The 24,473-nt window shown below is 68.8% G+C and carries 21 protein-coding genes; 13 read left to right on the top strand and 8 right to left on the bottom strand.

Annotated elements, in window-relative coordinates; translation table 11 throughout:
• Positions 1–30: 30 nt before the first annotated feature.
• A complete protein-coding gene (locus EIK80_RS02275) occupies positions 31–609 on the top strand; it encodes a cob(I)yrinic acid a,c-diamide adenosyltransferase (RefSeq protein ID WP_125155339.1) in 579 nt (192 codons plus the stop codon).
• 3 nt (positions 610–612) lie between these two features.
• Here EIK80_RS02275 and EIK80_RS02270 read toward each other — a convergent pair whose 3' ends face one another.
• On the bottom strand, positions 613–888 hold the full coding sequence (locus EIK80_RS02270; RefSeq protein ID WP_125155338.1) for a hypothetical protein: 276 nt from the start codon (positions 886–888) through the stop codon (positions 613–615).
• A gap of 206 nt (positions 889–1,094) precedes the next feature.
• On the opposite strand from EIK80_RS02270, the gene EIK80_RS02265 reads away from it, so the two are divergent.
• From EIK80_RS02265 to EIK80_RS02255, 3 genes are all read left to right on the top strand, one after another.
• Positions 1,095–1,841, top strand: coding sequence for an electron transfer flavoprotein subunit beta/FixA family protein (locus EIK80_RS02265; RefSeq protein ID WP_125155337.1), 747 nt, complete (start codon positions 1,095–1,097; stop codon positions 1,839–1,841).
• Positions 1,841–2,782 (top strand): electron transfer flavoprotein subunit alpha/FixB family protein, encoded by a 942-nt coding sequence (locus EIK80_RS02260; RefSeq protein ID WP_125155336.1) that lies wholly within the window; start codon positions 1,841–1,843, stop codon positions 2,780–2,782. The genes EIK80_RS02265 and EIK80_RS02260 overlap by 1 nt, the downstream gene beginning before the upstream one ends.
• 205 nt (positions 2,783–2,987) lie before the next feature.
• A complete protein-coding gene (locus tag EIK80_RS02255; RefSeq protein WP_125155335.1) occupies positions 2,988–4,694 on the top strand; it encodes an ATP-binding protein in 1,707 nt (568 codons plus the stop codon).
• On the opposite strand, the gene EIK80_RS02250 is transcribed toward EIK80_RS02255, so the two are convergent.
• The gene (locus EIK80_RS02250) at positions 4,691–5,704 is read right to left on the bottom strand and encodes an NAD(P)H-binding protein (protein ID WP_125155334.1); all 1,014 of its coding nucleotides are present in this window, start codon (positions 5,702–5,704) and stop codon (positions 4,691–4,693) included. The two genes, EIK80_RS02255 and EIK80_RS02250, sit on opposite strands and share 4 nt — an antisense overlap.
• 93 nt (positions 5,705–5,797) lie before the next feature.
• Between EIK80_RS02250 and EIK80_RS02245 the strand changes: the two genes are divergently transcribed.
• Complete coding sequence (locus EIK80_RS02245) at positions 5,798–6,718, top strand: LysR family transcriptional regulator (protein ID WP_125155333.1); 921 nt, start codon at positions 5,798–5,800, stop codon at positions 6,716–6,718.
• 87 nt (positions 6,719–6,805) lie between these two features.
• Positions 6,806–10,828 carry an ice nucleation protein gene (locus EIK80_RS02240; protein WP_125155332.1) on the top strand — a complete coding sequence of 1,341 codons (4,023 nt, stop codon included), beginning with the start codon at positions 6,806–6,808 and terminating at the stop codon, positions 10,826–10,828.
• 73 nt (positions 10,829–10,901) lie between these two features.
• Here the strand turns inward: EIK80_RS02240 and efp are convergent, their stop codons facing one another.
• Positions 10,902–11,468 carry an elongation factor P gene (efp, locus tag EIK80_RS02235; RefSeq protein WP_125155331.1) on the bottom strand — a complete coding sequence of 189 codons (567 nt, stop codon included), beginning with the start codon at positions 11,466–11,468 and terminating at the stop codon, positions 10,902–10,904.
• Between the two features lie 119 nt (positions 11,469–11,587).
• Between efp and epmA the strand changes: the two genes are divergently transcribed.
• Positions 11,588–12,649 carry an EF-P lysine aminoacylase EpmA gene (epmA, locus tag EIK80_RS02230; RefSeq protein ID WP_125155330.1) on the top strand — a complete coding sequence of 354 codons (1,062 nt, stop codon included), beginning with the start codon at positions 11,588–11,590 and terminating at the stop codon, positions 12,647–12,649.
• Here the strand turns inward: epmA and EIK80_RS02225 are convergent.
• The gene (locus tag EIK80_RS02225; RefSeq protein ID WP_125155329.1) at positions 12,646–14,049 is read right to left on the bottom strand and encodes a hypothetical protein; all 1,404 of its coding nucleotides are present in this window, start codon (positions 14,047–14,049) and stop codon (positions 12,646–12,648) included. The two genes, epmA and EIK80_RS02225, sit on opposite strands and share 4 nt — an antisense overlap.
• 95 nt (positions 14,050–14,144) lie before the next feature.
• On the opposite strand from EIK80_RS02225, the gene EIK80_RS02220 reads away from it, so the two are divergent.
• The 3 genes from EIK80_RS02220 to EIK80_RS02210 all read left to right on the top strand — a co-directional run bounded on the left by EIK80_RS02220 (position 14,145) and on the right by EIK80_RS02210 (position 17,499).
• Positions 14,145–15,209: a lysine-2,3-aminomutase-like protein gene (locus EIK80_RS02220; RefSeq protein ID WP_125155328.1), complete on the top strand. Its 1,065-nt coding sequence runs from the start codon at positions 14,145–14,147 to the stop codon at positions 15,207–15,209.
• A 138-nt stretch (positions 15,210–15,347) separates the two neighbouring features.
• The gene (locus EIK80_RS02215) at positions 15,348–16,226 is read left to right on the top strand and encodes a 3-hydroxybutyryl-CoA dehydrogenase (RefSeq protein WP_125155327.1); all 879 of its coding nucleotides are present in this window, start codon (positions 15,348–15,350) and stop codon (positions 16,224–16,226) included.
• Positions 16,227–16,473: 247 nt separating this feature from the next.
• Positions 16,474–17,499: a helix-turn-helix domain-containing protein gene (locus EIK80_RS02210; protein WP_125155326.1), complete on the top strand. Its 1,026-nt coding sequence runs from the start codon at positions 16,474–16,476 to the stop codon at positions 17,497–17,499.
• 6 nt (positions 17,500–17,505) lie between these two features.
• On the opposite strand, the gene feoB is transcribed toward EIK80_RS02210, so the two are convergent.
• On the bottom strand, positions 17,506–19,407 hold the full coding sequence (gene feoB, locus EIK80_RS02205) for a ferrous iron transport protein B (protein ID WP_125155325.1): 1,902 nt from the start codon (positions 19,405–19,407) through the stop codon (positions 17,506–17,508).
• Between the two features lie 21 nt (positions 19,408–19,428).
• A complete protein-coding gene (locus tag EIK80_RS02200) occupies positions 19,429–19,746 on the bottom strand; it encodes a ferrous iron transport protein A (RefSeq protein ID WP_125155324.1) in 318 nt (105 codons plus the stop codon).
• Between the two features lie 265 nt (positions 19,747–20,011).
• On the opposite strand from EIK80_RS02200, the gene EIK80_RS02195 reads away from it, so the two are divergent.
• The 3 genes from EIK80_RS02195 to EIK80_RS02185 all read left to right on the top strand — a co-directional run bounded on the left by EIK80_RS02195 (position 20,012) and on the right by EIK80_RS02185 (position 22,806).
• Positions 20,012–21,286: an EAL domain-containing protein gene (locus EIK80_RS02195; RefSeq protein WP_199743381.1), complete on the top strand. Its 1,275-nt coding sequence runs from the start codon at positions 20,012–20,014 to the stop codon at positions 21,284–21,286.
• Between the two features lie 99 nt (positions 21,287–21,385).
• Positions 21,386–22,123 carry a methylated-DNA--[protein]-cysteine S-methyltransferase gene (locus EIK80_RS02190; protein WP_125155322.1) on the top strand — a complete coding sequence of 246 codons (738 nt, stop codon included), beginning with the start codon at positions 21,386–21,388 and terminating at the stop codon, positions 22,121–22,123.
• The gene (locus tag EIK80_RS02185) at positions 22,120–22,806 is read left to right on the top strand and encodes a 2OG-Fe(II) oxygenase (protein WP_125155321.1); all 687 of its coding nucleotides are present in this window, start codon (positions 22,120–22,122) and stop codon (positions 22,804–22,806) included. Before EIK80_RS02190 ends, EIK80_RS02185 begins: the two co-directional genes overlap by 4 nt.
• Here the strand turns inward: EIK80_RS02185 and EIK80_RS02180 are convergent.
• Together EIK80_RS02180 and EIK80_RS02175 are read right to left on the bottom strand one after the other, a co-directional pair.
• Complete coding sequence (locus tag EIK80_RS02180; protein ID WP_125155320.1) at positions 22,803–23,369, bottom strand: NnrU family protein; 567 nt, start codon at positions 23,367–23,369, stop codon at positions 22,803–22,805. The genes EIK80_RS02185 and EIK80_RS02180 overlap by 4 nt on opposite strands.
• A gap of 30 nt (positions 23,370–23,399) precedes the next feature.
• A complete protein-coding gene (locus EIK80_RS02175; protein WP_125155319.1) occupies positions 23,400–24,464 on the bottom strand; it encodes an aspartyl beta-hydroxylase in 1,065 nt (354 codons plus the stop codon).
• Positions 24,465–24,473 lie beyond the last annotated feature (9 nt).

The following is a 24,473-nucleotide window of genomic DNA, read 5'->3' as shown; positions in this document are numbered from 1 at the left end:
ACTGCTTCGCCGAACCGGAGTCCGCGACGTATGGTCACGCTTAATCGCATCTATACCCGCACGGGCGACCGCGGCTCGACGCGGCTGGCCACCGGCGCGCCGGTCAGCAAAGCCTCGCCGCGGGTGGAAGCCTACGGCGGGGTGGACGAGACCAACGCGACGATCGGGATGGCTCGCCAGCACACGGCGACCGACCCCGTGCTCGACGCCATGCTGGAGCGGATCCAGAACGACCTCTTCGACCTGGGCGCGGATCTGGCCACGCCAGAGCAGTACGGCAAGCCGGAATGGGAGCCGCTGCGCATCCTCGACGGCCAGGTCGAACGGCTGGAGCGCGAGATCGACCTGCTGAACGGCGAGATGGCGCCTTTGACGTCGTTCGTGCTCCCCGCGGGATCGCCGGCGGCCGCGGCCCTGCACGTGGCGCGCACCGTCTGCCGCCGGGCCGAGCGGACCTGCGTGGCGCTGTCGGAGATGGACGGCGAGATCGTGGGCCAACCGGCGATCAAGTATCTGAACCGGCTTTCGGACCTGCTGTTCGTCGCGGCGCGGTGGAGCAACGACAAGGGTCGCGCCGACGTCCTGTGGAAGCCCGGCGCGACGCGGTAGCGCCTACTTCTTTTCCGGAACGGCCGGCGAGGTCGCCGGCGCGGGGGCCGACGCCGCGGCCTCGCCATTAATCGGCGGCACGTTCAGCGGGCGGCGCGTCAAGGTCTCGATCGAATAGCTTGTGGCGCACTTCATCCACTTGCCAGCCCAGAGACGCCCCTGACGCTCGCACTTCTCCTTCGGCCACACCCATACGACGTGGTAGGTCAGGGCGGCGCCGCTCAGGAGCACGAACAGGCCCAGGAAGATGTACTTCAGGCGCGTGAAAGTCTTGTTCATGGCCGCCCCTTACCGCCTTTCCGCACGTAAGGGAATTGGCGCAGGCGCCGCCAGCGCGCAACGGAGCGCCGGAAATCGTACAACCGTTTGAACCATACCCAGCCTAACGCATTACGCTTACGCAAAGGGAAACTTGCATTGCGGCGCCGAAACGGTAAGTCGGAGGCCAAGCAGGAAAAAAAGCAGCCTGGAGGCGGTGGAAACCGATGAAGGTCCTAGTCCCGGTCAAACGGGTTATCGATTACAACGTCAAGGCCCGCGTGAAGGCGGACCAGACCGGTGTCGACCTTGCGAACGTCAAGATGTCGATGAATCCCTTCTGCGAGATCGCGGTCGAAGAAGCCGTGCGTCTCAAGGAGAAGGGCGTGGCGACCGAGGTCGTCATCGTCAGCATCGGTCCGGCGCAAGCCCAGGAGACGATCCGCACGGCGCTGGCCATGGGCGGCGACCGCGGCGTCCTGATCACCACCGACGCCGATCCCGAGCCGCTGGCCGTGGCCAAGCTGCTGGCGGCCGTCGTGGCTGAAGAGAACCCCAACCTGGTCCTGATGGGCAAGCAGGCGATCGACGGCGACAACAACGCCGTCGGCCAGATGCTGTCGGCCCTGCTGGGTTGGCCGCAGGCGACCTACGCCTCGGCGGTGGAAGTCTCGGGCTCGACCGCCAAGGTCACCCGCGAAGTCGACGGCGGCCTGCAGGTCCTGGACGTCGATCTGCCGGCGATCATCACCGCCGACCTTCGCCTGAACGAGCCGCGCTATGCGTCTCTGCCCAACATCATGAAGGCCAAGAAGAAGGAGATCGTCAGCAAGACGGTCGCCGACTACGGCGTCGACATCGCGCCGCGCCTGAAGGTTCTGAAGGTGACCGAGCCCGCCAAGCGCTCGGCCGGCATCAAGGTGGAAACCGCCGCTGACCTCATTTCGAAGCTCAACACCGCGGGGGTGCTGTAATGGCTGTTCTCGTCGTCGCCGATAACGACAACGCGCACCTGCGCGATGGCACCCACAAGACCGTCACCGCGGCCCTGAAGATCTCGGGCGACGTGGACGTGCTGGTCCTGGGCAAGGGCGCCAAGGGCGTGGCCGACCAAGCGGCCAAGATCGCCGGCGTCCGCAAGGTGCTGCTGGCCGAGTCCGACGCCCTGGGCCACGGTATCGCCGAAGCCCAGGCCGACGCCGTCCTGGCCCTGGCTGGCAACTACGACGCGATCCTGGTTCCGGCCACCTCGGGCGGCAAGAACTTCGCCCCGCGCGTCGCCGCCAAGCTGGACGTCGCCCCGATCTCGGACATCGTCGAGGTCGTCTCGACCGACACCTTCACGCGCCCGATCTACGCCGGCAACGCGCTGGAGACGATCCAGTCGAGCGACGCCAAGAAGGTGATCACCGTCCGCCCGACCGCCTTCGCGGCGGCGGCGGAAGGCGGCAGCGCCTCGGTGGAGACCGTCGCTGGCGCTGACGCCGGCAAGACCCGCTTCGTCAGCGAAGAGATGGTCAAGTCGGACCGTCCGGAACTGGCCGCGGCCAAGATCGTCGTCTCGGGCGGTCGCGCCATGGGGTCGGCCGAGGAGTTCCAGCGCGTGATCGAGCCGCTGGCCGACAAGCTGGGCGCCGCCGTCGGCGCCAGTCGCGCGGCCGTCGACGCCGGCTACGCCCCGAACGACTATCAAGTCGGCCAGACCGGCAAGGTCGTGGCCCCGCAGCTCTACGTCGCCATCGGCATCTCGGGCGCGATCCAGCACCTGGCCGGCATGAAGGACTCCAAGGTGATCGTCGCGATCAACAAGGACGCCGACGCGCCGATCTTCCAGGTGGCGGACTTCGGTCTGGTCGCCGACTACAAGACGGCCGTCCCGGAACTGATGGACGCCCTGACGGCGGCGGGCAAATAAACCAAGCCTTCCTGGCTCGCGAACATGGGAAAGGCCCGGAGGAGACTCCGGGCCTTTCTTATTGGGCGGGGATACGAGCGGACCCGCTGAGCAAAACACCCGATTTCGGTTCCACCCCCGGCGCCGCCTGTTGCCTCACGCCGCGCTCGGGTGCGAAAGCGTGACCGCAACCCGAGGGGCGCGGGCAGCGGGGGGGAGAACGATCGTGCCGGGCTGGTCGAAATGGTTCGATGAAGGCGTCACCACGGTCACGGCGCGCAGCCTGCCGACGCTGGGCCTGCGCCTGGCCATCGGGGCGCTTAGCGCGACGTGCTACGCCCTGTTCGTCGAGCCCCTTCCGGGTCTGCTTTGGGGTCTGGCCATCGCCAGCGCCGAGGCGGCGGTCTGGATCGCCAGCAAGCCTCAGCGCGTCGATCAGACGACCACGCCCCGCCAGCGCCAGGCCTATGTCGCGGCCGTCGTCTGGATGAATCTGGTCTGGTGGGCGCTGGTCGTGCTGCTTTGGAGCCTGGACCAGGAGGTCATGCGCCTGGCGGCCCTGTGCCTGCTGTCGGCCCTGCTGGTCCACGCCCAGGCGTTCACGGCGCGATCGAAGCTCCTGCTGTTGATCGTCGGCGGCGGCGCGGCCCTGCTGCTGCTGGCCCTGACCGCGGTCTTCAATCCGTTCCCGGCGGGCCAGCGGCTAGTGCTGTTCCTCGCCGCGCTGATGCTGACCGCCTATACCGCCAAGGCCGCCGTGACCAACATCCGCAACAGTCGAGCCCTGGAGGAGGCCAAGGCCCGGGCCGAGATCGCCAGCCAGGCCAAGTCCGAGTTCCTGGCCCTGATGAGCCACGAGCTGCGCACGCCGCTGAACGGAATGCTGGGCCTGTCCCAGGCTCTGAAACTGGAGCCTCTGGAGCCCGGCGAGCGCGAGCAGGTCGAACTGCTGGAGGAATCCGGCCGCACCCTGCTAGCCCTTCTCAACGACGTGCTGGATTTCGCCAAGATCGAGGCCGGCAAGCTGGAGATCGCTCCGATCGTCGGCGACCTGGCCCTGTTGGCCGACCGCGTCGTGCGACTGAACCAGCCGCAAGCCCGCGAAAAGGGTTCGACCATCACCCTGCGGGTCGAAGACACCGTGCCCGCCGCCCTGACGTTCGACCCGCTGCGGGTGCGTCAGTGCCTGACCAACCTGATCTCCAACGCCGTGAAGTTCACCCCCTTCGGACAGATTCTCGTGCGGGTCGGCTGCGCGCCCGCGCCCGGGACGGATCGCGTGCGGGTGAAGATCACCGTCTCCGACACCGGCATCGGCATCCGCCCCGAGGTGCTGGAGCGGCTGTTCATGCCCTTCGTCCAGGCCGATCCGGCCACGGCGCGTCGCACCGGCGGCACGGGCCTGGGCCTGAACATAACTCGCCGTCTGGCGCAGATGATGGGCGGCGCGGTCACCGCCAGAAGCGAAGTCGGCAAGGGCTCGACCTTTGTCCTGACCTTCCTCTGCGACCTGCCCGCCGCGACGGTTGAGCCCAGCGGGACACCGGCGGGACCGCCGCTGCGGCTGCTGGTCGTCGACGACTATCCGGTCAATCGCAAGGTCATCGGCATGATGCTGGCCCCTCTGGGCTGCGAGATCGTCGAGGCCGGCGACGGCCAGGGCGCGATCGACGCCTTGGGCGAGGCCGACTTCGACATGGTGCTGATCGACTTCAACATGCCCAGGATGGGCGGGCTGGAAGCCACCCGCCGCATCCGCGCCGAACCCCGCTGGGCGCGACTGCCGATCATCTGCCTGACGGCCGGGGTCATGGACGACGAGCGCTCCGAGGCCCTCTCGGCCGGCATGAACGCCTTCATCGAGAAGCCGATCGAGATGGCGACCCTCGTCTCGACCATCGGACAGTTCGACCGACGGCTCGCGCGGGCTTAGGCGGCCCGCGCCAACCGCGACGGCGCGCCCTGCTCCGCCACCGGTACGTCCAGGCCCCGCATGGTCGCCGCAACGGCCGTCTCCAGCAGGGTGCGCGGCTCCTCGCCGAGGAAGGCGACGAGACGGCGGTTGTCGAGGCGGACGGGTTCTCGCCAGAACGGCCTCATCTCGGTCAGTTCGCGAAAGGTCTCGTTGAATAGTCCCGCGATCGGAACCAGGCCCCAGGGCAGGCGGAACACCTTGGGGCGCTTGAGACCCGCGGCGCGGGCGATGGCGCGGATCAAGGCGGTCCCATCGGCGTCCCAAAGCCCATCGAAATGAAAGCGGGCGAAGGCCGGCAGCTCGGCCTCGCGGTCGGCCAGCCGGGCGAAGGTCTCGCCGACGTCGGGCAGATAGGCCCAGGCGTGACCGACACCCTTGTCACCGGGATAGAGGATAGTCTTCACCGGCTTGCCGGGCGTGACGAGGCCCGAGGCGAACCAGCTGTTCGTTGTCGAGCGCGGTCCGAAATAGTCGCCCGCCCGCAGGATCAGCGAGCGCACGCCGCCATTTTCGCTCCCCGGGGCGGCGGCCGCTTCCAGGCGCGCCTCCATCTCGACGCGGATCTTGCCCTTGCGGGTGAAGGCGCGCTGCGGCGTGGTCTCGTCGATCAGCGCATGGGCGGCCGGATCGTAGTTGTAGATCGTGCCCGGCAGCAGGATCCGCGCGCTGCTGGCGCGAGCGGCGGCGATGCTGTTGTCGATCATCGGCAGGACGAGGCTCTTCCAGCTGCGATAGCCGGGCGGATTGACCGCGTGGACAATGATTGAAGCGCCTTTCGCGGCGGAGACCACGGCGTCGCGGTCGAGGGCGTCGCCCTGGATGTAGTCGAAGCCCGGACGGGCGGTCTTGGTTAGGTCACGGACCAGGGCGCGGACGGTCCAGCCGTGGCGGACCAGAGCGGCGGCGGTCTCTCCGCCCACCCCGCCATTGGCGCCGAGGACGAGAGCGATACGGGTCGGGATGGTCATCGGGCGTCTCCTGGAATGTCGATGACCAGAAAATGAGCCGTGCGCGCATCAATAGAAATTGACGAGAATGCTCCATCAGCCTATCAAAAATATATGAGCCTGGATCCGCCCACCGCCGTCGACTGGGAGCGTCAGCGCGCGTTTCTGGCCGTGGTCGATACCGGCAGCCTTTCGGCCGCCGCTCGCCAACTGGGCGCCGCCCAGCCCACGGTGCGTCGGCGGATTGAGGATCTGGAGGCCCAGTTGGGCGTGGCGCTCTTCACCCGCTCGCCCTCGGGGCTGACGCCGACGGCGCTGGGCAAGGACCTAGCCCAGCACGCCCGGGCCATGGCCCTGGCCGCCGCTTCCCTGGCCCGCGCGGCCTCGGCCGAGGCGGGGGCGGCCTCGGGCGTGGTCCGGATCACCGCCAGCGAGGTGGTCGGCATGGAGGTTCTGCCGGCGATACTGGCGGAGTTGCGCGAAGCCCATCCGGGCCTTGTCTTCGAGCTGGCCCTGACAAACCGCAGCGAGGATCTGCTGCGCCGCGAGGCCGACATCGCCGTGCGGATGGTCCGGCCCACGCAGGACGCCTTGGTCGCCAGGCGGATCGGCGCCATCAGCCTGGGCATGCACGCCCACAAGCGCGTGCTGGACGCCTGGGGTCGGCCGACCACGATGGAGCAAGCCCGCCGCATGCCGCTGATCGGCTACGAGAGCGAAACGATCGGCGTACGGGCGATCAAGGCCATGGGCCTGGGTCTCGACCTGCGGGTCGAGGACTTTTCCTTCCGCACCGACAACGACGTGGCTCAATTGGCGGCGATCCGGGCCGGCCTGGGTCTTGGCATCTGCCAGGTCGGCCTGGCCGCGCGCGATCCGATGCTGGAGCGGGTTATGGCCGATCTGTTCGCCATCGACCTGGAAACCTTCGTGGTCACCCACGAGGACCTGAAGGACGTGCGCCGGGTCCGCCTGGTCTTCGACGCCCTGGTCGAAGGCTTGACCCGCTACGCGCGAATTGGAAATATAGTTTAAACTGTATTAATTTCCACCTAAAGTGGATTTGCGATTCGTGCGATCGTGCTGGCGGCGCCTACGGCGCGCGGAGTAAGTGGAGTAGCGATGGTCGCCGGCGTTTCAGATAGCTCGGCCCTGTCCAGCCTGTCGGCCGCTCGCATCGCGACGCTGAGCGCCTCGGCGTTGGCCGAGGCCCCACCATCCGAATTCGCCAAGCTGACCAAGGCCCAGGTCGCGGCGATCTCGGCCACGGCCATAGGCGGTCTGACCGCCGAGCAGTTCGCCAAGTTCAACAAGACCCAGCTGTCGGCCCTGACCACCGCCCAGCTGCCGCGCCTGTCGTCGTCCGTCGCCTTCAGCGCCGAGCAGTTGAAGCTGCTGAACGCCGTCCAGGTGAAGGCCCTGTCGGGCACGACGATCGCGCAGCTCAGCACCACCACCCTGGACAGCCTGGCCCTGACCCAGATCGTCGCCCTGTCGTCCACGGCCGTCGCAGCCCTGTCGCGCGACCAGATCCAGAGCCTGTCCCTGGCCCAGGTGCGGTCCCTGACCCCGACCCAGCTGCGGCAATTGCCCCCCTCCGACATCGGCGAGTTCAGCAACCAGCAGCTAGCGTCTCTTAGCGCCACCCAGATCGGCGGCCTGACCCAGACCCAGTTCGCCAGCCTGTCGGCCGAGCAGGTCGGCGCGCTGAGCCCCGCTCAGTTCGCCGGGCTCTCGGTGCCGACCCTAAAAGGTCTGAACGCCGCCGCCATCGCCCTGACCACGCCCGAACAGTGGGCCGGCGCCAGCGCCCTGCAGATGTCGGCCCTGACCGCCGAACAGTTGAAGGCCCTGGGTCCCGAGCGGATCGCCGCGCTCAAGCCGACCCAGATCCGCAGCCTCCCCTCCGTGGAGATCGGTCGCGCCGGCGCTGACTTCCTGAACCAACTGACGCCGACCCAGATCGCCGGCCTGTCCGGCAACCATACGGGCGGCCTGTCGGTGACGGCGGTCGACGCCCTCAAGCCCGAACTGCTGGCCGCCATGGATCCGGTGGCGGTCGGCGGGCTGTCGGTCACAGCCTTCTCCAGCCTCGACGCCACCCACGTGGCCGCGCTCAGCGCCAGCCAGATCGCCCGTCTGCGACCCGATCAGCTGAAGGGCTTGAACGGCGACGACTTCAACGAGTTCACCCGCGCCCAGCTGAAGGCCTTCACCGCCGCCCAGATCCGCGAGCTCCCGCCGGAGCGGCTGGCGGGGATGTCGGACGAGGACTTCGCCGCGTTCACCCCGACCCAGATCAAGGCCCTGTTGCCGCTGCAGGTGAAGGCCCTGTCGACCAGCGACCTGGCCGCCCTGACGACCGAGCAGGTCGGGGCCCTGACCTTCGACCAGATCGGCGCCCTGTCGGGGACCCAGTTCGCGACGCTGCGCGGCGTCGCCTCGCTCACTAGCCTGCAGCTGAAGGGCGTCACGGCCACGCAGATGAAGGTGCTGACGCCCACCGACATCAGCCGGCTGACCGCCACCGAGGTCGCCGCGTTGAGCGCCACGCAGATCGGCGGCCTGACGCCCGAGTCGCTGTCGGCCCTGAACGCCACCCAGACGGCGCGGCTCAATGTCGTGCAGATGCGCGGCCTGACGACCACCCAGCTGAAGGGCCTGACTGACGACGATGTCGGCGAGCTGAGCAACGCGCAGATCGGCGCCCTGGACGGGACCCAGGTCGGCGTCCTGGTCCCGCACCTGTCGACCACGGCCGTCAGCCTGTTGGGCAGCACCCAGATCGGCAAGATGTCGACCACGGCTCTGGACGGCCTCAGCGCCGCCCAGATCGCGGCCCTGGGCGCCAGCCAGCTGCGCGGCCTGACCACCGACCAGATGGCCGGCCTGCCGTCCGACATCGCCGCGAACCTGAGCGCCACCCAGCTGGGCGGCCTCAACGCCAGCCAGCTCGGCGCGCTATCGGTGACCAATCTGGGCCGCCTGAGCCCCGAAAGCCTGCGGCAGCTGACCGCCTCTCAGTTGCGCGGTCTGACATCGACGCAGTTGAAGGGCTTCGCCACAACGATGTTTGGCGTTCTGGCCCCCACCCAGATCGCGGCCCTGACCGGCATGCAGTTGGGCGCCCTGTCGCCGGAGACGATCGGCAATCTCAACGCCACCCAGTGGGCGGGCCTGGCGGTCACCCAGGTGCAGGGCCTCACCACCACCCAGCTGGGCGGCCTGGACGCGACCGACCTCACCTATCTCAACACCACCCAGTGGACCGGCCTGCGCGCCAGCCAGCTGGCTGGCCTGACAGGCACGGCGGTGGCGGCGATCGCGACCGAGCGCCTCCGCCTGCTGACCGCAGGACAGATCGGCGGCCTGACGGCGACCGCCTTCTCGGCGCTGGACGCCGCCCGGGTCGCGGCCCTGACGACCACCCAGATCGGCGGCCTGAACGCCACCCAGCTGCGCGGCCTGACGCCCGAGGACATGGGCGAGTTGAGCACGACCCAGGTGGCCGCGATCGCCGCGTCGCAGCTTGGCGGCCTCCCGGCCACCGACGTGGCGGCCCTCAAGCCGGACCAACTGGCCGCCCTGAGCACCGCCCAGCTCCGCGCGCTCGCCCCGTCGCAGATCTCGGCCCTGCAATCGACTCAGGTTGGCGGGCTATCGGCGACCCAGTTGGCGGCGCTCAGCTCGATCCAGGTCGGGGCCCTGGCCAGCGACGCCCTGCCGGCGCTAAGCGCCACCCAGGTGGCCGGCTTCACCTCCGCCCAACTGGCCGGCCTGTCGACCACCCAGGCCGGGTCCATAACCGGCGACCAGCTGTCCGCCCTGGCCGTCACCCAGGTTGGCAGCCTCTCCGGTTCGTTCCTGTCGGCCCTGACGCCGACGGCCTTCTCCGCCCTGAACGCCACCCAGGTCGCCCGCCTGTCGGCGGCGCAGGTGCAGAGCCTCAGCACCACCCAGATCGCCAGCCTGTCGACCACCGACTTCGCCGAGCTGTCCGCGACCCAGGTCGACGGCCTGACCCCCTCGCAGCTGGGCGCGCTGTCGACCACCAATATCGGCGGCCTGAGCACGACCGCCATCGGCGACCTCACGGCCGCCCAGTTCGCGGGCCTGTCGCCAACCCAGTTGGCCGTACTGCCCGAGAGCGTCTTCAAGGGGCGCCTGTCGACGCTCAGCGCCACCCAGATGGCGGGCCTGTCCGGCACGTTCATCGCCAACCTGACCTCGACCGAGGTCGCCAACCTGAACCCGACCCAGCTGGGCGCCCTGTCGCCCACGGCCTTCGCGGCCCTGGGGACCTCCCGCCTGACCAGCCTGACCACCAGCCAGATCACGGGCCTGTCGACGACCCAGGTGGCCAGCCTCGACGCAAGCGCCTTCGGGGCCCTGACCACCACCCAGGTGGCGGTGTTGTCCGGAACCCAGATCGGCGCGGTCAGCGGCGAGATTCTCTCGGCCCTGGACGCCACCCAGTTCGCCCGCCTGACCACCGCCCAGGTGCGCGGCCTGACGACCAGCCAGATCGAGCGGTTCAGCGCCGCCGACATTGGCGAGTTCACCGCCACCCAGATCGGCGCCCTGGGCGCGGGCCAGCTGGAAGGTTTCTCGGCCGCCGACATCTCGGCCCTGAACGTCACCCAGGTGGCGGCGCTCTCGGCCGGCCAGATCTCGGCGCTGACGCCCGTGCAGGTGCGCGGTCTGACCCCCACCGACATTGGCGAGCTTAACCGGACCCAGGTCGCGGCCCTGACCAACACCCAGATCAGCGCGCTGTCGCTGGCGGCGGTGAACGGCATGAGCGACGAACAGTTTGGCGGCCTGTCGGCGACCCAGGTGCGCGGCTTCTCGGGCGAGCAGCTGACGGCGTTCGGGGCCGAAGGCCTGGCGCGTCTGTCCGGCGCGCAGCTCGGGGCCCTGACCACCACCCAGGTCGGCCAGCTGCCCGCCGTGGCCATTCGCAGCCTCACCGGCGAGCAGATCGGCCAGATCATGCCCAGCCAGATATCGGGCTTCACCAGCGAGCAGATCGCCGCCTTCAGTCCCAACCAGCTGAGCGGCCTGTCGCGCGCCCAGGTCAACAAGCTGACCGCGGCCCAGCTGGACGCCATGAGCGTCGCCCAACTGGAGGCCATCGGCCTCTAGACCTGGGAACCGCGAACAAAAAAGGCCCGGCGGTTTCCCGTCGGGCCTTTCGCGTTTCGAAGCTCCGAAGGACTTAGTCCTTGGCGCGTTCCTGATACGAGTTGTCTTCCGTCAGGATCACGACGCGGGTGCCGACGGTGATGTAGGGCGGGACGGTCGTCTTGACGCCGTTGCTCAGCAGGGCCGGCTTGTAGGACGACGAGGCGGTCTGCCCCTTCACCGACGGTTCAGTGTCGACGATCTCGAGGATCATGGTTCGCGGCAGTTCGATGGCGATCGGCACGTCGTTGTGAGTCGACAGCTGGACCGTCATGTTCTCCTGCAGGTAGGGCGCGGCGTCGCCGATCACCTCCTCGGTGGCCACGACCTGGTCGAAGGTTTCCGGGTTCATGAAGTGATAGCCGTCGCCGTCCTGGTAGAGGAAGGTATGGTCACGCTGGTCGACGAAGGCGCGCTCGACCTGCTCGGTCGTGCGGTAGCGTTCCGAAACCTTCACGCCGTCCGAAATGCGGCGCATGTTCAGCTGGGTCACCGGGGTGCCCTTGCCGGGGTGGATGTTGTCGACCGTCAGGACGACGTAGAGCTTGCCGTCCATGTCGACGACGGCGCCTTTGCGGAGCGAGCTGGCTGCGACCTTCACTTAAGTTTCGTCCTCGGTGGAAAGCGCGCGCGAGGCCGCGGGCGCGATCATGCTATTGATCCGTGCCCGCCCTCCTATAGCGAACGGGGCGAAATCTCCAGCTTCTTCGGTTTCCGCTCTTGTCCCAGACCCCTCCCCCCCACGGCGCCGCCTGGTGGCGTAGCGACGTCCACGCCGACCGCCGCCCGTTCCTGCTAGCCCGCAACCGCATCACCCGGGCGTTCCGCGCCTGGTTCGAAGCCGAGGGGTTCGAGGAGGTGGAGGCCGCGGCCCTGCAGATCTCGCCCGGTAACGAAGCGCACCTGCACGCCTTCGCAACGGAGGCGTTGACCATCTCGGGGGAAGCTCGTCCGCTCTACCTGCACACCTCGCCGGAGTTCGCCTGCAAGAAACTGCTGGCGGCGGGCGAGGACAGGATCTTCAGCCTGGGCAAGGTCTGGCGCAACCGCGAGCGCGGGCCGCTGCACCATCCCGAGTTCACGATGCTGGAATGGTACAGGGCCGGCGCACCCTACCAGGCGCTGATGGACGACTGCGCGACCTTGCTGGCTCTGGCGGCCGAGACGGCGGGCGCGAAGCGCTTCGATTTCAGGGGCATGGCCTGCGATCCGTTCGCCGAGCCCGAGCGCCTGTCGGTGGCCGAGGCTTTCCACCGACACGCCGGCGTCGACCTGCTGGCCAGCGTGGCCGCCGACGGCTCGACCGACCGCGACGCCCTGGCCGCCGCCGCCCGCGTCGCCGGGATCCGCGTGGCCGACGACGACAGCTGGGCCGACGTCTTCAGCCGCGTCATCGTCGAGAAGGTCGAGCCGCGACTGGGCGAAGGCCGCGCCACCGTACTGTGCGAATATCCGATCTCGGAAGCGGCCCTGGCCCGCCCAAAGGACGCCGACCCGCGCGTGGCCGAACGGTTCGAGCTCTATGCCTGCGGGGTCGAGCTGGCCAACGCCTTCGGGGAGCTCACCGACCCGGCCGAGCAGCGCCGCCGGTTCGTGATCGAGATGGACGAGAAGGCCCGCATCTACGGCGAGCGCTATCCGGTCGACGAGGACTTCCTGGCCGCCCTGGAGCACATGCCCGAAGCTTCGGGATCCGCCCTCGGCTTCGATCGCCTGGTTCTCCTGGCCACCGGCGCCCGTCGGATCGAGGACGTGGTCTGGACGCCGGTGGCGGAGGGCTAATCCACTCGCCGGTGGACCACCGCATAGGGGTCCGCGTGGATCCGACGCCAGGCCGGATCCTGGTCCAGCAGCGCCACCACCGGATCGTCCGGCGTGAAGATCGTCCAGGCCACGCGGTAGTCGGCCAGCAGCTTGCGCAGGGCGACAGGGTCGGGCTCGACCGCCTGGAAGTACCGCTTGCTGAACGCGTCGCCGTACATGTCGGCGCGCCCGTCGATGAAGGGCTTCACGCCCTTGTAGATCAGGTAGCCGCCCAGGCCGTAGCCGTTGAGCACCGGTTGGGTCCGGAGCTCGGCCGGCACGCTGTCCAGGGCCGCGACGGGGCTGTTGAGACCGTCGACCCTTTGTAGCGGCAAGGCCAGGCGCGCGCCCAGCAACAGGACGCAGGCCACGCCGAAACCGGCCAGCAGGGCCCGTGACGGCTTGGGCCTGGCCGGCTCATGGCCCAGCGCCTCGGCCAGCGGCCCCGCCAGCAGCAGCGGCGCGATGGCGGCCAGCACCAGCTGGTGACGGATGTGCTGAAGGCCCATCAACAACAAGGTCAGCAGCAGCAGGAGCCGGACGGTCGGGACCTTCACGCCTCGTGCCAGGCAGACGAACAGGGTCGCCAGCAGCACCATCGCGAAGGTCGAGACGTGCGAGAAGTCCTCGGCCCGCCACTCGGTGATGTGCGGCAGCACCGCCATGCTGGTCACCTGGAACGGAAACAGCAGCGCCGCCGGCCCGTGCGGCGTGATCGCGGCGCAGACCAGGCTGACCAGACCGAACAGGCCCCAGCCGCGCAGCACCTTCAGCTTGTCGGCGTTCGGCTCGGCCAGCGCCTCCAGCCCGAAGGCGCCGGCGACCACCAGGCCAAACACCCAGCTGCCGTGCAGATTGGCCCACAGGATCATCAGTAGGGCGAACCAAAGGCTCGGCGCGCGATCCGCGTCGCGGGCGGCCAGCATCTCGATCGTCCAGGCCACCAGCAGCGGCAGCATGAAGAGGTGCGGTCGCGCCAGCAGGCTGCCGCTCATGCAGGCCAGGGCCAGCACCGTGGTCGTGATCAGGGTCAGGCCGCCCAGCCGCAGCGAGAGCCGGCGGACCAGCATCCAGGCCGCGCCGCCCATGGCGATTGCGAACAGCGCCGTTACCCCAGCCCAACCGGCCAGGCGCGCGGCCAGGGCCATCAGCGCCTCGGACAGCCACTCGTGCGCCACCCACGGCCGGCCGGCCTGCGTATAGGAGAAGACATCACGGTCGGGGACGCGGCCGTGGGCCAGGATCCACTCCCCCGTGGCCATGTGCCAGTAGGTGTCGCCGTCGTTCAGCACCTGGGGCAGGAACAGGAAGACCGTCGCCATGACCAGGGCCGCCGCCAAAGGGGCCACGTTGCGAGCGATCGCGCTGTCCTGGGTCACGATGGTCCTCCGCCTCGCGGTCACGGTTAAGGGCCAGAGCTGAACAGACCCGTAATTTGCCTCCGGCCCGGAAATCCCGCATATCCCCGCGCCTCATGTCCCCCCCCTTCTCGAACCTGGGGAAAACCCTCCGCGACGTCGGATCCCTGACCGAGGCCGGGCTGGTTCCGCCCGAGCGCCTGGCGGCGCTGGAGGCGGTGGCGGCGCGCTACGCCGTGGCGGTCACCCCGGCCATGGCCGAACTGATCGATCCCGCCCGTGACGACGACCCGATCGCCCGTCAGTTCATCCCCTCGCCCGAGGAGCTGATCAGCAGCCCCGGCGAGGACGGCGATCCGATCGGCGACAATGTCCACAGTCCGGTCGAAGGGATCGTCCATCGCTATCGCGACCGCGTGCTGCTGAAGCCGACCCATACCTGCGCGGTCTACTGCCGGTTCTGCTTCCGCCGCGAAATGGTCGGGCCCGAGGGTCTGGCGAACCTGACTCCGGCCCAGCTGGACTCCGCCTTCGCCTATATCGCCGGCCGACCGGAGATCTGGGAGGTCATCGTCACCGGCGGAGACCCCTTTGTGCTGTCGCCCCGCCGCCTGGCCGACCTGATGGACCGCCTGGAGGCGATCCCCCACGTCAGGATCGTTCGGTTCCACACGCGCGTGCCCGCCGTCGATCCGGACGCGGTCACCGACGACCTGATCGCGGCGCTGAAACGCACGACCAAGACCGTCTATGTCGCCCTGCACGCCAACCACGTCCGCGAGCTGACCCCGGCCGCCCGCGCCGCCTGCGCCCGGATCGTCGACGCCGGGATCCCGATGGTCAGCCAGACGGTGCTGCTGCGGGGCGTCAACGACGACGCCGAGGCGCTGGCGGACCTGATGCGGGCCTTCGTCGAGACGCGGATCAGGCCCTACTATTTGCATCATGGCGACCACGCGCCGGGCACCGCCCACCTGCGCACGACTCTGGCCGAGGGACAGGCGATCATGAAGGCCTTGCGCGGGACAGTCTCGGGCCTGGCCCAGCCGACCTATGTCCTCGACATCCCCGGCGGCCACGGCAAGGTCCCGGTCGGACCGAACTACGTCTCCCAAGGACCCGGGGGGAGCGCGATCGAGGACCCGGACGGCGCGGTCCGCGCCTATCCGCCCACAGCGTGATCTCCGCCTGACAACCACGCTCACGTTGCATCGCAGCAAAGCCTTGGCGGCGCCACGGTTTCTCGTGCTAGAAAAGTCGGCACATCCCAGGGTCCGGCGCGAATGTCCGGCGCGAATTCAAGCGAAGGCTTGGCTTTTATGAGTGAAATCAAGACGGTCGGCGTTATCGGCGCCGGCCAGATGGGGTCTGGCATCGCCCATGTCGTCGCCCTCGCCGGCTATGACGTGCGTCTGCATGACGTCTCGCGCGAGCGGATCGACGCCGGTCTGGCCCTGATCGAGAAGAACATGGCCCGTCAGGTCGGTCGCGGCATCATCGACGACGCCGCGATGAAGTCGGCCCTAGCCCGCATCTCCGCGGCCGAGGGCCTGGAGACCATCGGCGACACCGACCTGGCCATCGAAGCGGCCACGGAAAACGAGGAGATCAAGAAGTCGATCTTCCGCAGCCTGCAGCCGCACCTCAAGCCCGACACGCTGCTGGCTTCGAACACCTCGTCGATCTCGATCACGCGCCTGGCCTCGGCCACGGATCGTCCCGAGCGCTTCATCGGCCTGCACTTCATGAACCCGGTGCCGCTGATGAAGCTCGTGGAGATCATCCGCGGCATCGCCACCGACGTGCCGACCTACGAGACGGCCGTGGCCTTCGCCAAATCGCTGGGCAAGATCACCAGCAACGCCGAGGACTTCCCCGCCTTCATCGTCAACCGCGTGCTGGTGCCGATGATCAACGAGGCGATCTACACCCTGTATGAAGGGGTGGGCACGGTCGACGCCATCGACACGGCGATGAAGCTGGGCGCCAACCATCCGATGGGCCCGCTGGAGCTGGGCGACTTCATCGGCCTGGACACCGTGTTGAGCATCATGAACGTGCTCCACGAAGGCCTGGCCGACAGCAAGTACCGTCCCTGCCCGCTGCTGGTGAAGTATGTCGAGGCCGGCTGGCTGGGCAAGAAAACCGGCCGAGGCTTCTACGACTATCGCGGCGAAGTCCCGGTTCCGACCCGCTAGGGCCTGCCCCGCTAGGGCCCCAGCGTTTCGTCGGCGCGATCAGGACACGCGCCGACGAACCGCCCCACCACCTCCTGGGTTCCGCGAAGGAGGAGGCTCTGGGCATGGCGCGCCTGTACCCCACCGGCGCGCGACATGCCCCCTGTTCTCGCGCGGCGACCCGGCTCTGTCATTGACCGACGATCCACATTCTATTGCTCTGGGATTTTCGCCGGGATGAGTCTCGGCCGTTCGGCGAGGCTTCCGCGTGAGTGACCGTCTAAGTCGGGATCTATGGGTGCTGGACGCCCGCGAGCAGCCCGACGCCGTCGAAACGTACCGCAAGGCCTGCGCGCACCTGTTCGACATCACCCTGCTGTCGCCCGAGGCGGACTTCCACAACCAGCTGGAAGGCTACCAGCTTGGCCCTGTCGTCTTCGCACGCTGCGTCGGCGTTCCCCAGCGGTTCGAGCGCAAGCTCACCCACATCATGGCCGACCCGACGGACACCGTCATGGCGGTGCTGGATCTGGGGAAGAACCTCTGGCGCGCCGACTATGACGGCCGCGAAGCCAGCAGCGACATGGGCGCGATCCGGCTGGTGGACATGGCGCGGCCCTACCGCTCGACGATCGATAGCCCCTACGTCACGCTTTACCTGATGATCCCGCGCGGCCTGCTGGATTCCAGGGCCGCCGGCCTCGACTTCCACGGCCGGGTAGTCGCGGAGACCAGCCCGACGGGGAGGATGCTGGCCTCGCACCTGCGCGCCCTGTGGGAGTCGATCGAGACGATGACGCCGGCCGAGGCGCCGATGACCGCCAGGGCCACGGCCGCCCTGGTGAGCGGCGCGGTCCTGGCCTGCGGTGAACCGATGGGCGCCGATCCCCGACCGCTGGAGAAGGTGCTGCTGATCGCCGGCCAGCAGTTCGTCGAGCGGCGGCTGGACGATCCCGACCTGTCGCCGGAGACGGTGCGGGAGCACCTGGGCGTGTCGCGCAGCCAGCTCTACAAGGTGTTCGAACCCGCCGGCGGCGTCAGCGCCTTCATCCAGCGGCGGCGACTGGACCAGGCCTTCGACGTGATCCTTCAGGACCGCGCCGAGCAGATGACCCTGGCCGAGGTCGCTTATCGCCATGGCTTCCGGTCGGACGCCCACTTCAGTCGCGCCTTCCGGGCCCGGTTCGGCGTCACGCCCGGCCGACTGCGCAAGCTGGGCGAGGCGGCGCGCCAGGAGGGCCTGTCGGCCCAGGAGCGCCCCGACGACGTCTTCGCCTGGCTCAAGGGTCTATAGAGGCGGCTAGCCCGCGCCCATCGCCACGGCGAGGTGATAGGTCACGAACGAGGCCAGATAGGCCAGGCTGGTCATGTAGACGAACATCACCGTCGGCCAGGTCCAGCCGTTGGTCTCGCGCTTGACCACGCCCAGGGTCGCCGCGCACTGCGGGGCGAAGACGTACCAGGACAGGAACGACAGGGCGCTGGCCAGCGACCACTGGTGGGCCAGCAGCGAGCCCAGGGTCGTGGCGGCCGCGTCGCCGTCGCCGCCGACCGCATAGACCGTGCCCAGCGCCGCCACCGCGACCTCGCGCGCCGCGAAGCCCGGGATCAGGGCGACCGTCATCTGCCAGTTGAAGCCGATCGGCGCCATGACCGGGGCGATGAAGTGGCCGATGCGGCCGGCGAAGCTGTAGTCGATGGCCGGACCCGTCGCGCCCTCCGGCGGATAGGGGAAGGTCGACAGCACCCACACCAGGACCATCAGCGGCAGGATGATCCGGCCGGCGCGGCTCATGAAGATCCGGGCGCGGGTCCACAGGTTCATCAGCACGTTGCGCGGCTCGGGCCAGCGATAGGTCGGCAGTTCCATCATGAAAGGCTCGACCGCGCCCCGCCAGAACACCCGGCGGATGACGAACGAGACCACCAGAGCGCTGACGATGCCGCCGGCATAGAGGCCGAACATGACCAGGCCTTGCAGCGACAGTACGCCCCAGACGGTCTGCTTGGGAATGAAGGCGCCGATGATCAGGGTGTAGACCGGGATCCGCGCCGAACAGGTCATCAAGGGCGCGACCAGGATGGTGGTCAGCCGGTCTTCCTTGTTGTCGATCACCCGCGTCGACATGATGCCCGGAATGGCGCAGGCGAAGCTGGACAGCAGCGGGATGAAGGCCCGCCCATGCAGGCCCGCGCCGCCCATGATCTTGTCCATCAGGAAGGCCGCGCGGGCCATGTACCCACTGTCTTCCAGGAGCAGGATGAAGAAGAACAGGATCAGGATCTGCGGTAGGAACACCAGCACGCTGCCCACCCCGGCGATCAGGCCGTCGGAAATGAAGCTCGTCACCAGGCCCGCCGGCAGGTGGGCGCTGGTCCAGCCGGCGATGGCCGCGAAGGCCCCGTCGATACCGTCCATGACCGGCGTGGCCCAGGTGAACACCGCCTGGAACATCACGAACAGCAGGGTCATCAGGATCAGGACGCCGGCGACGGGGTGCAGCAGCACGTCGTCGATCTTTCCGGTGACGGTGTCCGGACGCTCGGGCGGCTTCACGCAGGCCTTGAAGATGCGCTGGGCCTCGGCGTGGGCGACGCGGATCTCGCTCGCGGTCGGCTCGTGCCAGACGTTCTCGGTCTCGACCTTGCGGGCCGCGACGAGGGCCTCGACCTGTTCCAGGAGCTCGGGCAGGCCGCGCTTGCGGGTCGCCACCGTGGTGACGATCGGCGCGCCCAGTTCCTGGGACAGGCGCTCCAGGTCGATACGCAGGCCCTGGCGCTGGGCGATGTCGAACATGTTGAGAGCCAGCACGAACGGTCGGCCCACCTGCTTCAGTTCGAGGGCCAGGCGCAGGACCAGGCGCAGGTTGGTGGCGTCGGCCACGCAGATCAGCGCCTCGGGAGCCAGTTCGCCCTCCAGCTTGCCGATCACCGCGTCGCGGGTGACCACCTCGTCGGGGCTGCGGGCCCGCAGAGAATAGGTGCCGGGCAGGTCGAGCACGCGCATCTGCCGGCCGGAGGGCGTGGTCAGCACGCCTTCCTTCCGCTCGACCGTGACGCCGGCATAGTTGGCCACCTTCTGGCGGCTGCCGGTCAGGGCGTTGAACAGCGCGGTCTTGCCGGAGTTGGGGTTGCCGACCAGGGCGACCCGAGCGGGCTCGGTGAGCTCGGACTTGGCGACGACGCCAGGGCCCTGGCTCAAGGGAGTGTCGAGGGGCAAGGTCTAGAGTCCGTCGAATTTCACGGTGACGGCGCCGGCTTCACGGCGGCGCAGGGCCACGCGGGTGTCGTCGACGCGCACGGCGATCGGGTCGCGGCCGAACAGGCCCTCATGCAGAACCTCGATGGCCGCGCCCTCGACGAAGCCCATCTCCAGCAGGCGTCGCTCGAGCTCCTCCGCCACCACGGCCTCGGCCGCGCCGGACACGCCGGTGACCTTGACGATCACCCCGCGATCGCCCCGCCCGGCCGTGGCCAGGGGACGCACGTCGAGAGTATCGGCGGGATTGAACTGAGGGGACAACGCGAACGCTTCGGACATAATGGCTCCGATTAGATTGCGAACGATTATCAGTCGAAGAGGCCAATGTCGATTCAACGATCCGCGCGTCTTGGGTTATGATCGTCCTTAAGGGTGTTCCGCCGAAGCGTGTTTGCGGTTCGACGGCCGGAAGACCCGCAACTAAGGGGCGCTCGCCTGCCCGGCTGGCGGGCTGTTGGGACCGAATGGCGCAGGGTCGTTAATAGATTCGACTCTTCGACCGTGGGTCGGTCTGATTGCGTGTTACGATTCGTATGGGCGAATGATGCGTAGGCTGATGCTGGGGCTCCTGACGGGGGCTTATCTTTGTCTGGCTCTGATCGTCTCCCTCTTCCTCTGGAGGATGGGCGCGACCCCGGCTGTCGGCGTCTCGGCCTTCATCGGCGCGCTGGGCCTGTGCTTCGCCTTCCACGGCCTGCTGGGCCAGACCTTCCTCGCCGCCGCTCTGCGCGGCGATATCGACACCGTGCGCGAGGCGCACGCCATCCTGCTGGACCAGATCGAGAAGGTCGACGCGCGCGTGTCGGATCTCGTGGAGTCGGTCGCCGCCGACGCCCAGCGCCGTACGGAAGAGCTGTCGACCGAGGTCCATCAGTTGGAAGACCTGATCGGTCAGATGAACGACCGGCTCGAGCACCAGCTCAGCCACCAGGTCGCCGCCGCCTCGGCCCGCAGTCACAATCTGGGCCGCGAACGCGCGCCGCAGACCAGCCACATGCTTCAGGTCGTGCAGGACGCCCTGGCCGAGAACCGCGTCGACCTCTACCTGCAGCCGATCGTCAGCCTGCCCCAGCGCCGGACCGTGTTCTACGAGAGCTTTTCGCGCCTGCGCGACGAAACCGGTCGCGTGATGATGCCGGCCGAGTACCTGGCCGTGGCCGAGCCTGAAGGCCTGATGACGGCCATCGACAACCTGCTGCTGTTCCGCTGCGTGCAGATCGTCCGTCGTCTGGCCAAGCAGGATCGCAAGGTCGGGATCTTCTGCAACATCTCCCTGGCCAGCCTGGGCGACGAGAGCTTCTTCCCGCAGTTCCTGGAATTCATGCAGGCCAACAAGGACCTGGCCGGCGCGGTGATCTTCGAGCTGGGCCAGGCGGCGTTCGATCGCCGGGGCCCGGTCGAGGCCCGCCACATGGCCCGCCTGGCCAGCCTGGGCTTCAGCTTCAGCCTCGACAAGGTCAGCGACCTGGACCTGGATTTCCAGGATCTGGCCCGCGCCGACGTCCGCTACCTGAAGGTCGGCGCCCAGATGATGCTGGACCAGCTGGAAGAGCAGGACGGCAAGCTGGTGATCGCCTCGCTGCCCGACTTGAACGCCGCCGACTTCGCCGCCCTGACCCGCCGCTATGGCATCGAGGTCATCGTCGAGAAGGTCGAGGCCGAGAAGCAGATCGTCGACATCCTGGATCTCGACATCGGCTACGGCCAAGGCCACTTGTTCGGCGAACCGCGCGCCATCCGCGACGCGGTGCTGGCCGAGGCCGAGCCGCCGCAGGACTTCATCCGCGGCGCCCTGCGCCGCCGCGCCGTCGGCTGGTAGGCCCTTTCGACTGCTGACAGCTTTGGGCGCGGAGCCGCAAGCTTCGGAATGATCGCCGGCATAGTCCGGCGCATGGTCTCCTTACGAAAGGAGATCCCCATGATCGCTTCGACCTATCCCGATGATGACGCGCGCTGGGACGCCATGCGCGCCAAGGACCGCGCCGCGGAGGGCGCCTTCTATATCGGCGTGCGCACCACCGGCGTCTATTGCGTCGCCAGCTGCGGCGGCCGTCCGCTGCGCAAGAACGTCGCCTTCTACGCCACCCGGGAAGACGCCCGCGCCGCTGGCCTGCGCGCCTGCCTGCGCTGCAAGCCCGACATCAATCGCGAGACCCTGCGCTGGGCCGTCGGCGAGACCAGCCTGGGCCTGACGCTCGTGGCCCGCTCGGACGCTGGCCTGCGTCTGGTCACGCTGGGCGACGACGTCGAAGCGCTGAAAGCCGACCTGGAAAAACGCTTCAGGCACGCCCGCATTGCGCCGGACGCCGAGGGGTTGGCCGTCGACCTGAACGCGGTGGCCGATCTGGTCGATCATCCCGACCGCGCGCCGAACCTGCCGACCGACGCGCAAGGCACCGAACTGCAGAAAGCCGTCTGGGCCGCCCTGCGCGAAATCCCGGCCGGCCGGACCACCTCCTATGCCGAGATCGCCCGCGCCATCGGCCGGCCCAGCGCCGCGCGCGCCGTGGCCCAGGCCTGCGGAGCCAATCCGCTGGCGGTGATCACGCCCTGCCACCGCGTGGTCCGCGCCGATGGCGGCCTGTCGGGCTACCGCTGGGGCGTCGAACGCAAGCAGGCCCTCCTGGCGCGTGAAGGGGCGCGCGTGGCCGCGTGACACTCGACTGGATTCGCATCGGCTCCGAGCTCGACGCGCGCGGCTGGGCCCTGACCAGCCCGATCCTGAAGCCCGAGACCTGCCAGGGGATCGCCGACCTCTATCCCCAGGAGGCGGGCTTCCGCAGTCGGGTGGTCATGGCCCGCCACGGTTTCGGACGCGGCGAGTACAAGTATTTCAGCTATCCCCTGCCGGACGTCGTGCAGCGGCTCCGGCAGCGCCTCTACGGTCCGTTGTCGACGATCGCCAACCGCTGGGCCGAGCGTCTGGGCGAGGACCGCCGCTTCCCTGAAGCACTGGACGACATGCTGGCGCGCTGCCGCGAGGCCGGCCAGGCACGGCCCACGCCCCTGCTGCTGACCTACGGCCCCGGCGACTACAACTGCCTGCACCAGGATCTCTACGGCGAGCACGTCTTCCCGCTGCAGGCGGCGTTCCTGCTGGACGAGCCGGGCCGGGACTTCGACGGCGGCGAGTTCGTGATCGTCGAGCAGCGGCCCCGCCAACAGAGCGCGCCGCAGGTCGTGCCGCTGAGGCAAGGCGAGGGCGTGATCTTCGCGGTGCGCGAACGGCCAGCCCAGGGCGTGCGCGGCGTCCACCGTCGCGTGCTGCGGCACGGCGTGAGCGAGATTCGCTCAGGCCGGCGGCGGACCCTGGGCGTCATCTTCCACGACGCCACCTAGGCTAGCGGCGAGACCCCGAACAGCAGCCGGTGCAGGAAGACCACGAACACCGCATACAGCGCCGTGCCCGCCACGACCGCGATCACGTCCGCGATCGGCTTGGTCACCACCGGCGCCGGCTCCCCGCGTCCCAGCGCCGAAATCAGGTCCACGATCGCCCAGACCAGAAACGCCCCGAACAGCAGCGCCGAGGCCTGGTCGCCATTGGCCAGCAGGTGGCCGGCCGACCACAGGATGGTCCCGAGCAGCATCGGGTGGCGCACGGTCGCCTTGATCCGTCCGACCGGCCCGTTCGAGCCGGCCAGCAGCACGAAAGCGATCCAGACCAGGCCCATCGCGGCGTGACGGCCCCAGGGTGGCGGGTCGTAGAGCTGCGGCGCCATCGGCCGGAACTGGATCCAGCCCCAGATGATCAGCCCCAGCCCGACGGCCGAGATGACAGAATAGAGCCCTTTCCAGCGCCCCGGATTGGCGGCGACCTGGGCGTTGCGAAACGGCGCGGCCAGGATCCGCACCGAGTGGACGCCCAGAAACAGCGCCAGCCCCAGGATCAGTATCGTCATCGGCCCCTCCCGCTTATCCCGGGATCATAGTCACGGAACGACGATTTCCGAAAGCTGGCGCAACCGCGCGTGAGCGGTCGCCAGGCGGCCCTCGCACGCCGCCAGGATCGCGGGGCTGATCTCGCGGCGCTTGGCCTCGCTGTCGGGCGTGAAGGCCTCGCCCGGGACCTTGGCGTTCACGCCCGCGACCGCCCGCATCGCCGCCTCGACGTCGCAAGCCAGCGTCAGTCCGAAATGCGGCATCACCCGCGTGAACACCGCCTCCGGCAGGTCGCTGTAGTCGATCAGCAGCCCGCCGCCGCTCGCCCAGCCGTCCAGCGCGCCCTCGCAGACGCTCGCCAGAACGGCCGCGTGGTAGAACGGATCCCGCGGGTTCCCCCACGCCAATCCGAGGATCGAGGACGGAACCAGCGAGGGGACCATCTGGCTTCCGGCGCGGCGGGCGTGGGAGACCATCACCTCGACGGGCGCGCGGTAGGAGAAGATCCAGGGCGTGTCGGGAAAGGCCGCCCGAAACAGTGGGAGCGCCCGACTGTTCCAGCAATCCAGCTTCAGGAACAGCCGCGCCTCGCCGATCCCGCGCGGCCGGGCGAAGGCGGCGACCACGGCGCGCAGCAGGGTCGGGTCGCCGGTCCGCACCGCCGCGTCGATCGGCTGAGCCTCCGAGATCACGGTGGCGTCGCGATCGGCCGCCAGCATTCGCCCGATCAGGGTCGAGCCACAGCGGGACATGTGAAAGACGAGGCCGTCCGGCGCGCGCGAACCGGGCGGCAACGCCGAGAGCGGCGTCTCGACGGCGAACAGCCGGTTGATCGCCAGAAAACCCGCCGTCTGCAGTTCGTGCGCGTAGAAGCCGTCGTGCAGCCCCCGGCGCCCGAACCACCGCCAAGACACCCGGTCGTCGTCGATCGCGGCCGGCAGCCAGCCTGGTGGCGGCGCCTGGTCGAGCCGGATCGGCTGAGCCTGCCAGCCGGGCTGTTCCAGACCCAACGCCAACGCGGCCGCGCCGATGTCCTGCTCCTCGGCGAGACGCGCGCGAAGATCCGCATCGGACAGCAGCCGCCCGAAGGCCGCCAGGCTCGGCGCGAGGGTCATTCGGGCTCC

The sequence above is a fragment of the Caulobacter sp. 602-1 genome, assembly GCF_003931565.1.
In the GTDB taxonomy this organism is placed as follows: domain Bacteria; phylum Pseudomonadota; class Alphaproteobacteria; order Caulobacterales; family Caulobacteraceae; genus Caulobacter.
Note: the sequence above shows the minus strand (reverse complement) of the source record. Positions and strands in the feature narration are given on the sequence as shown.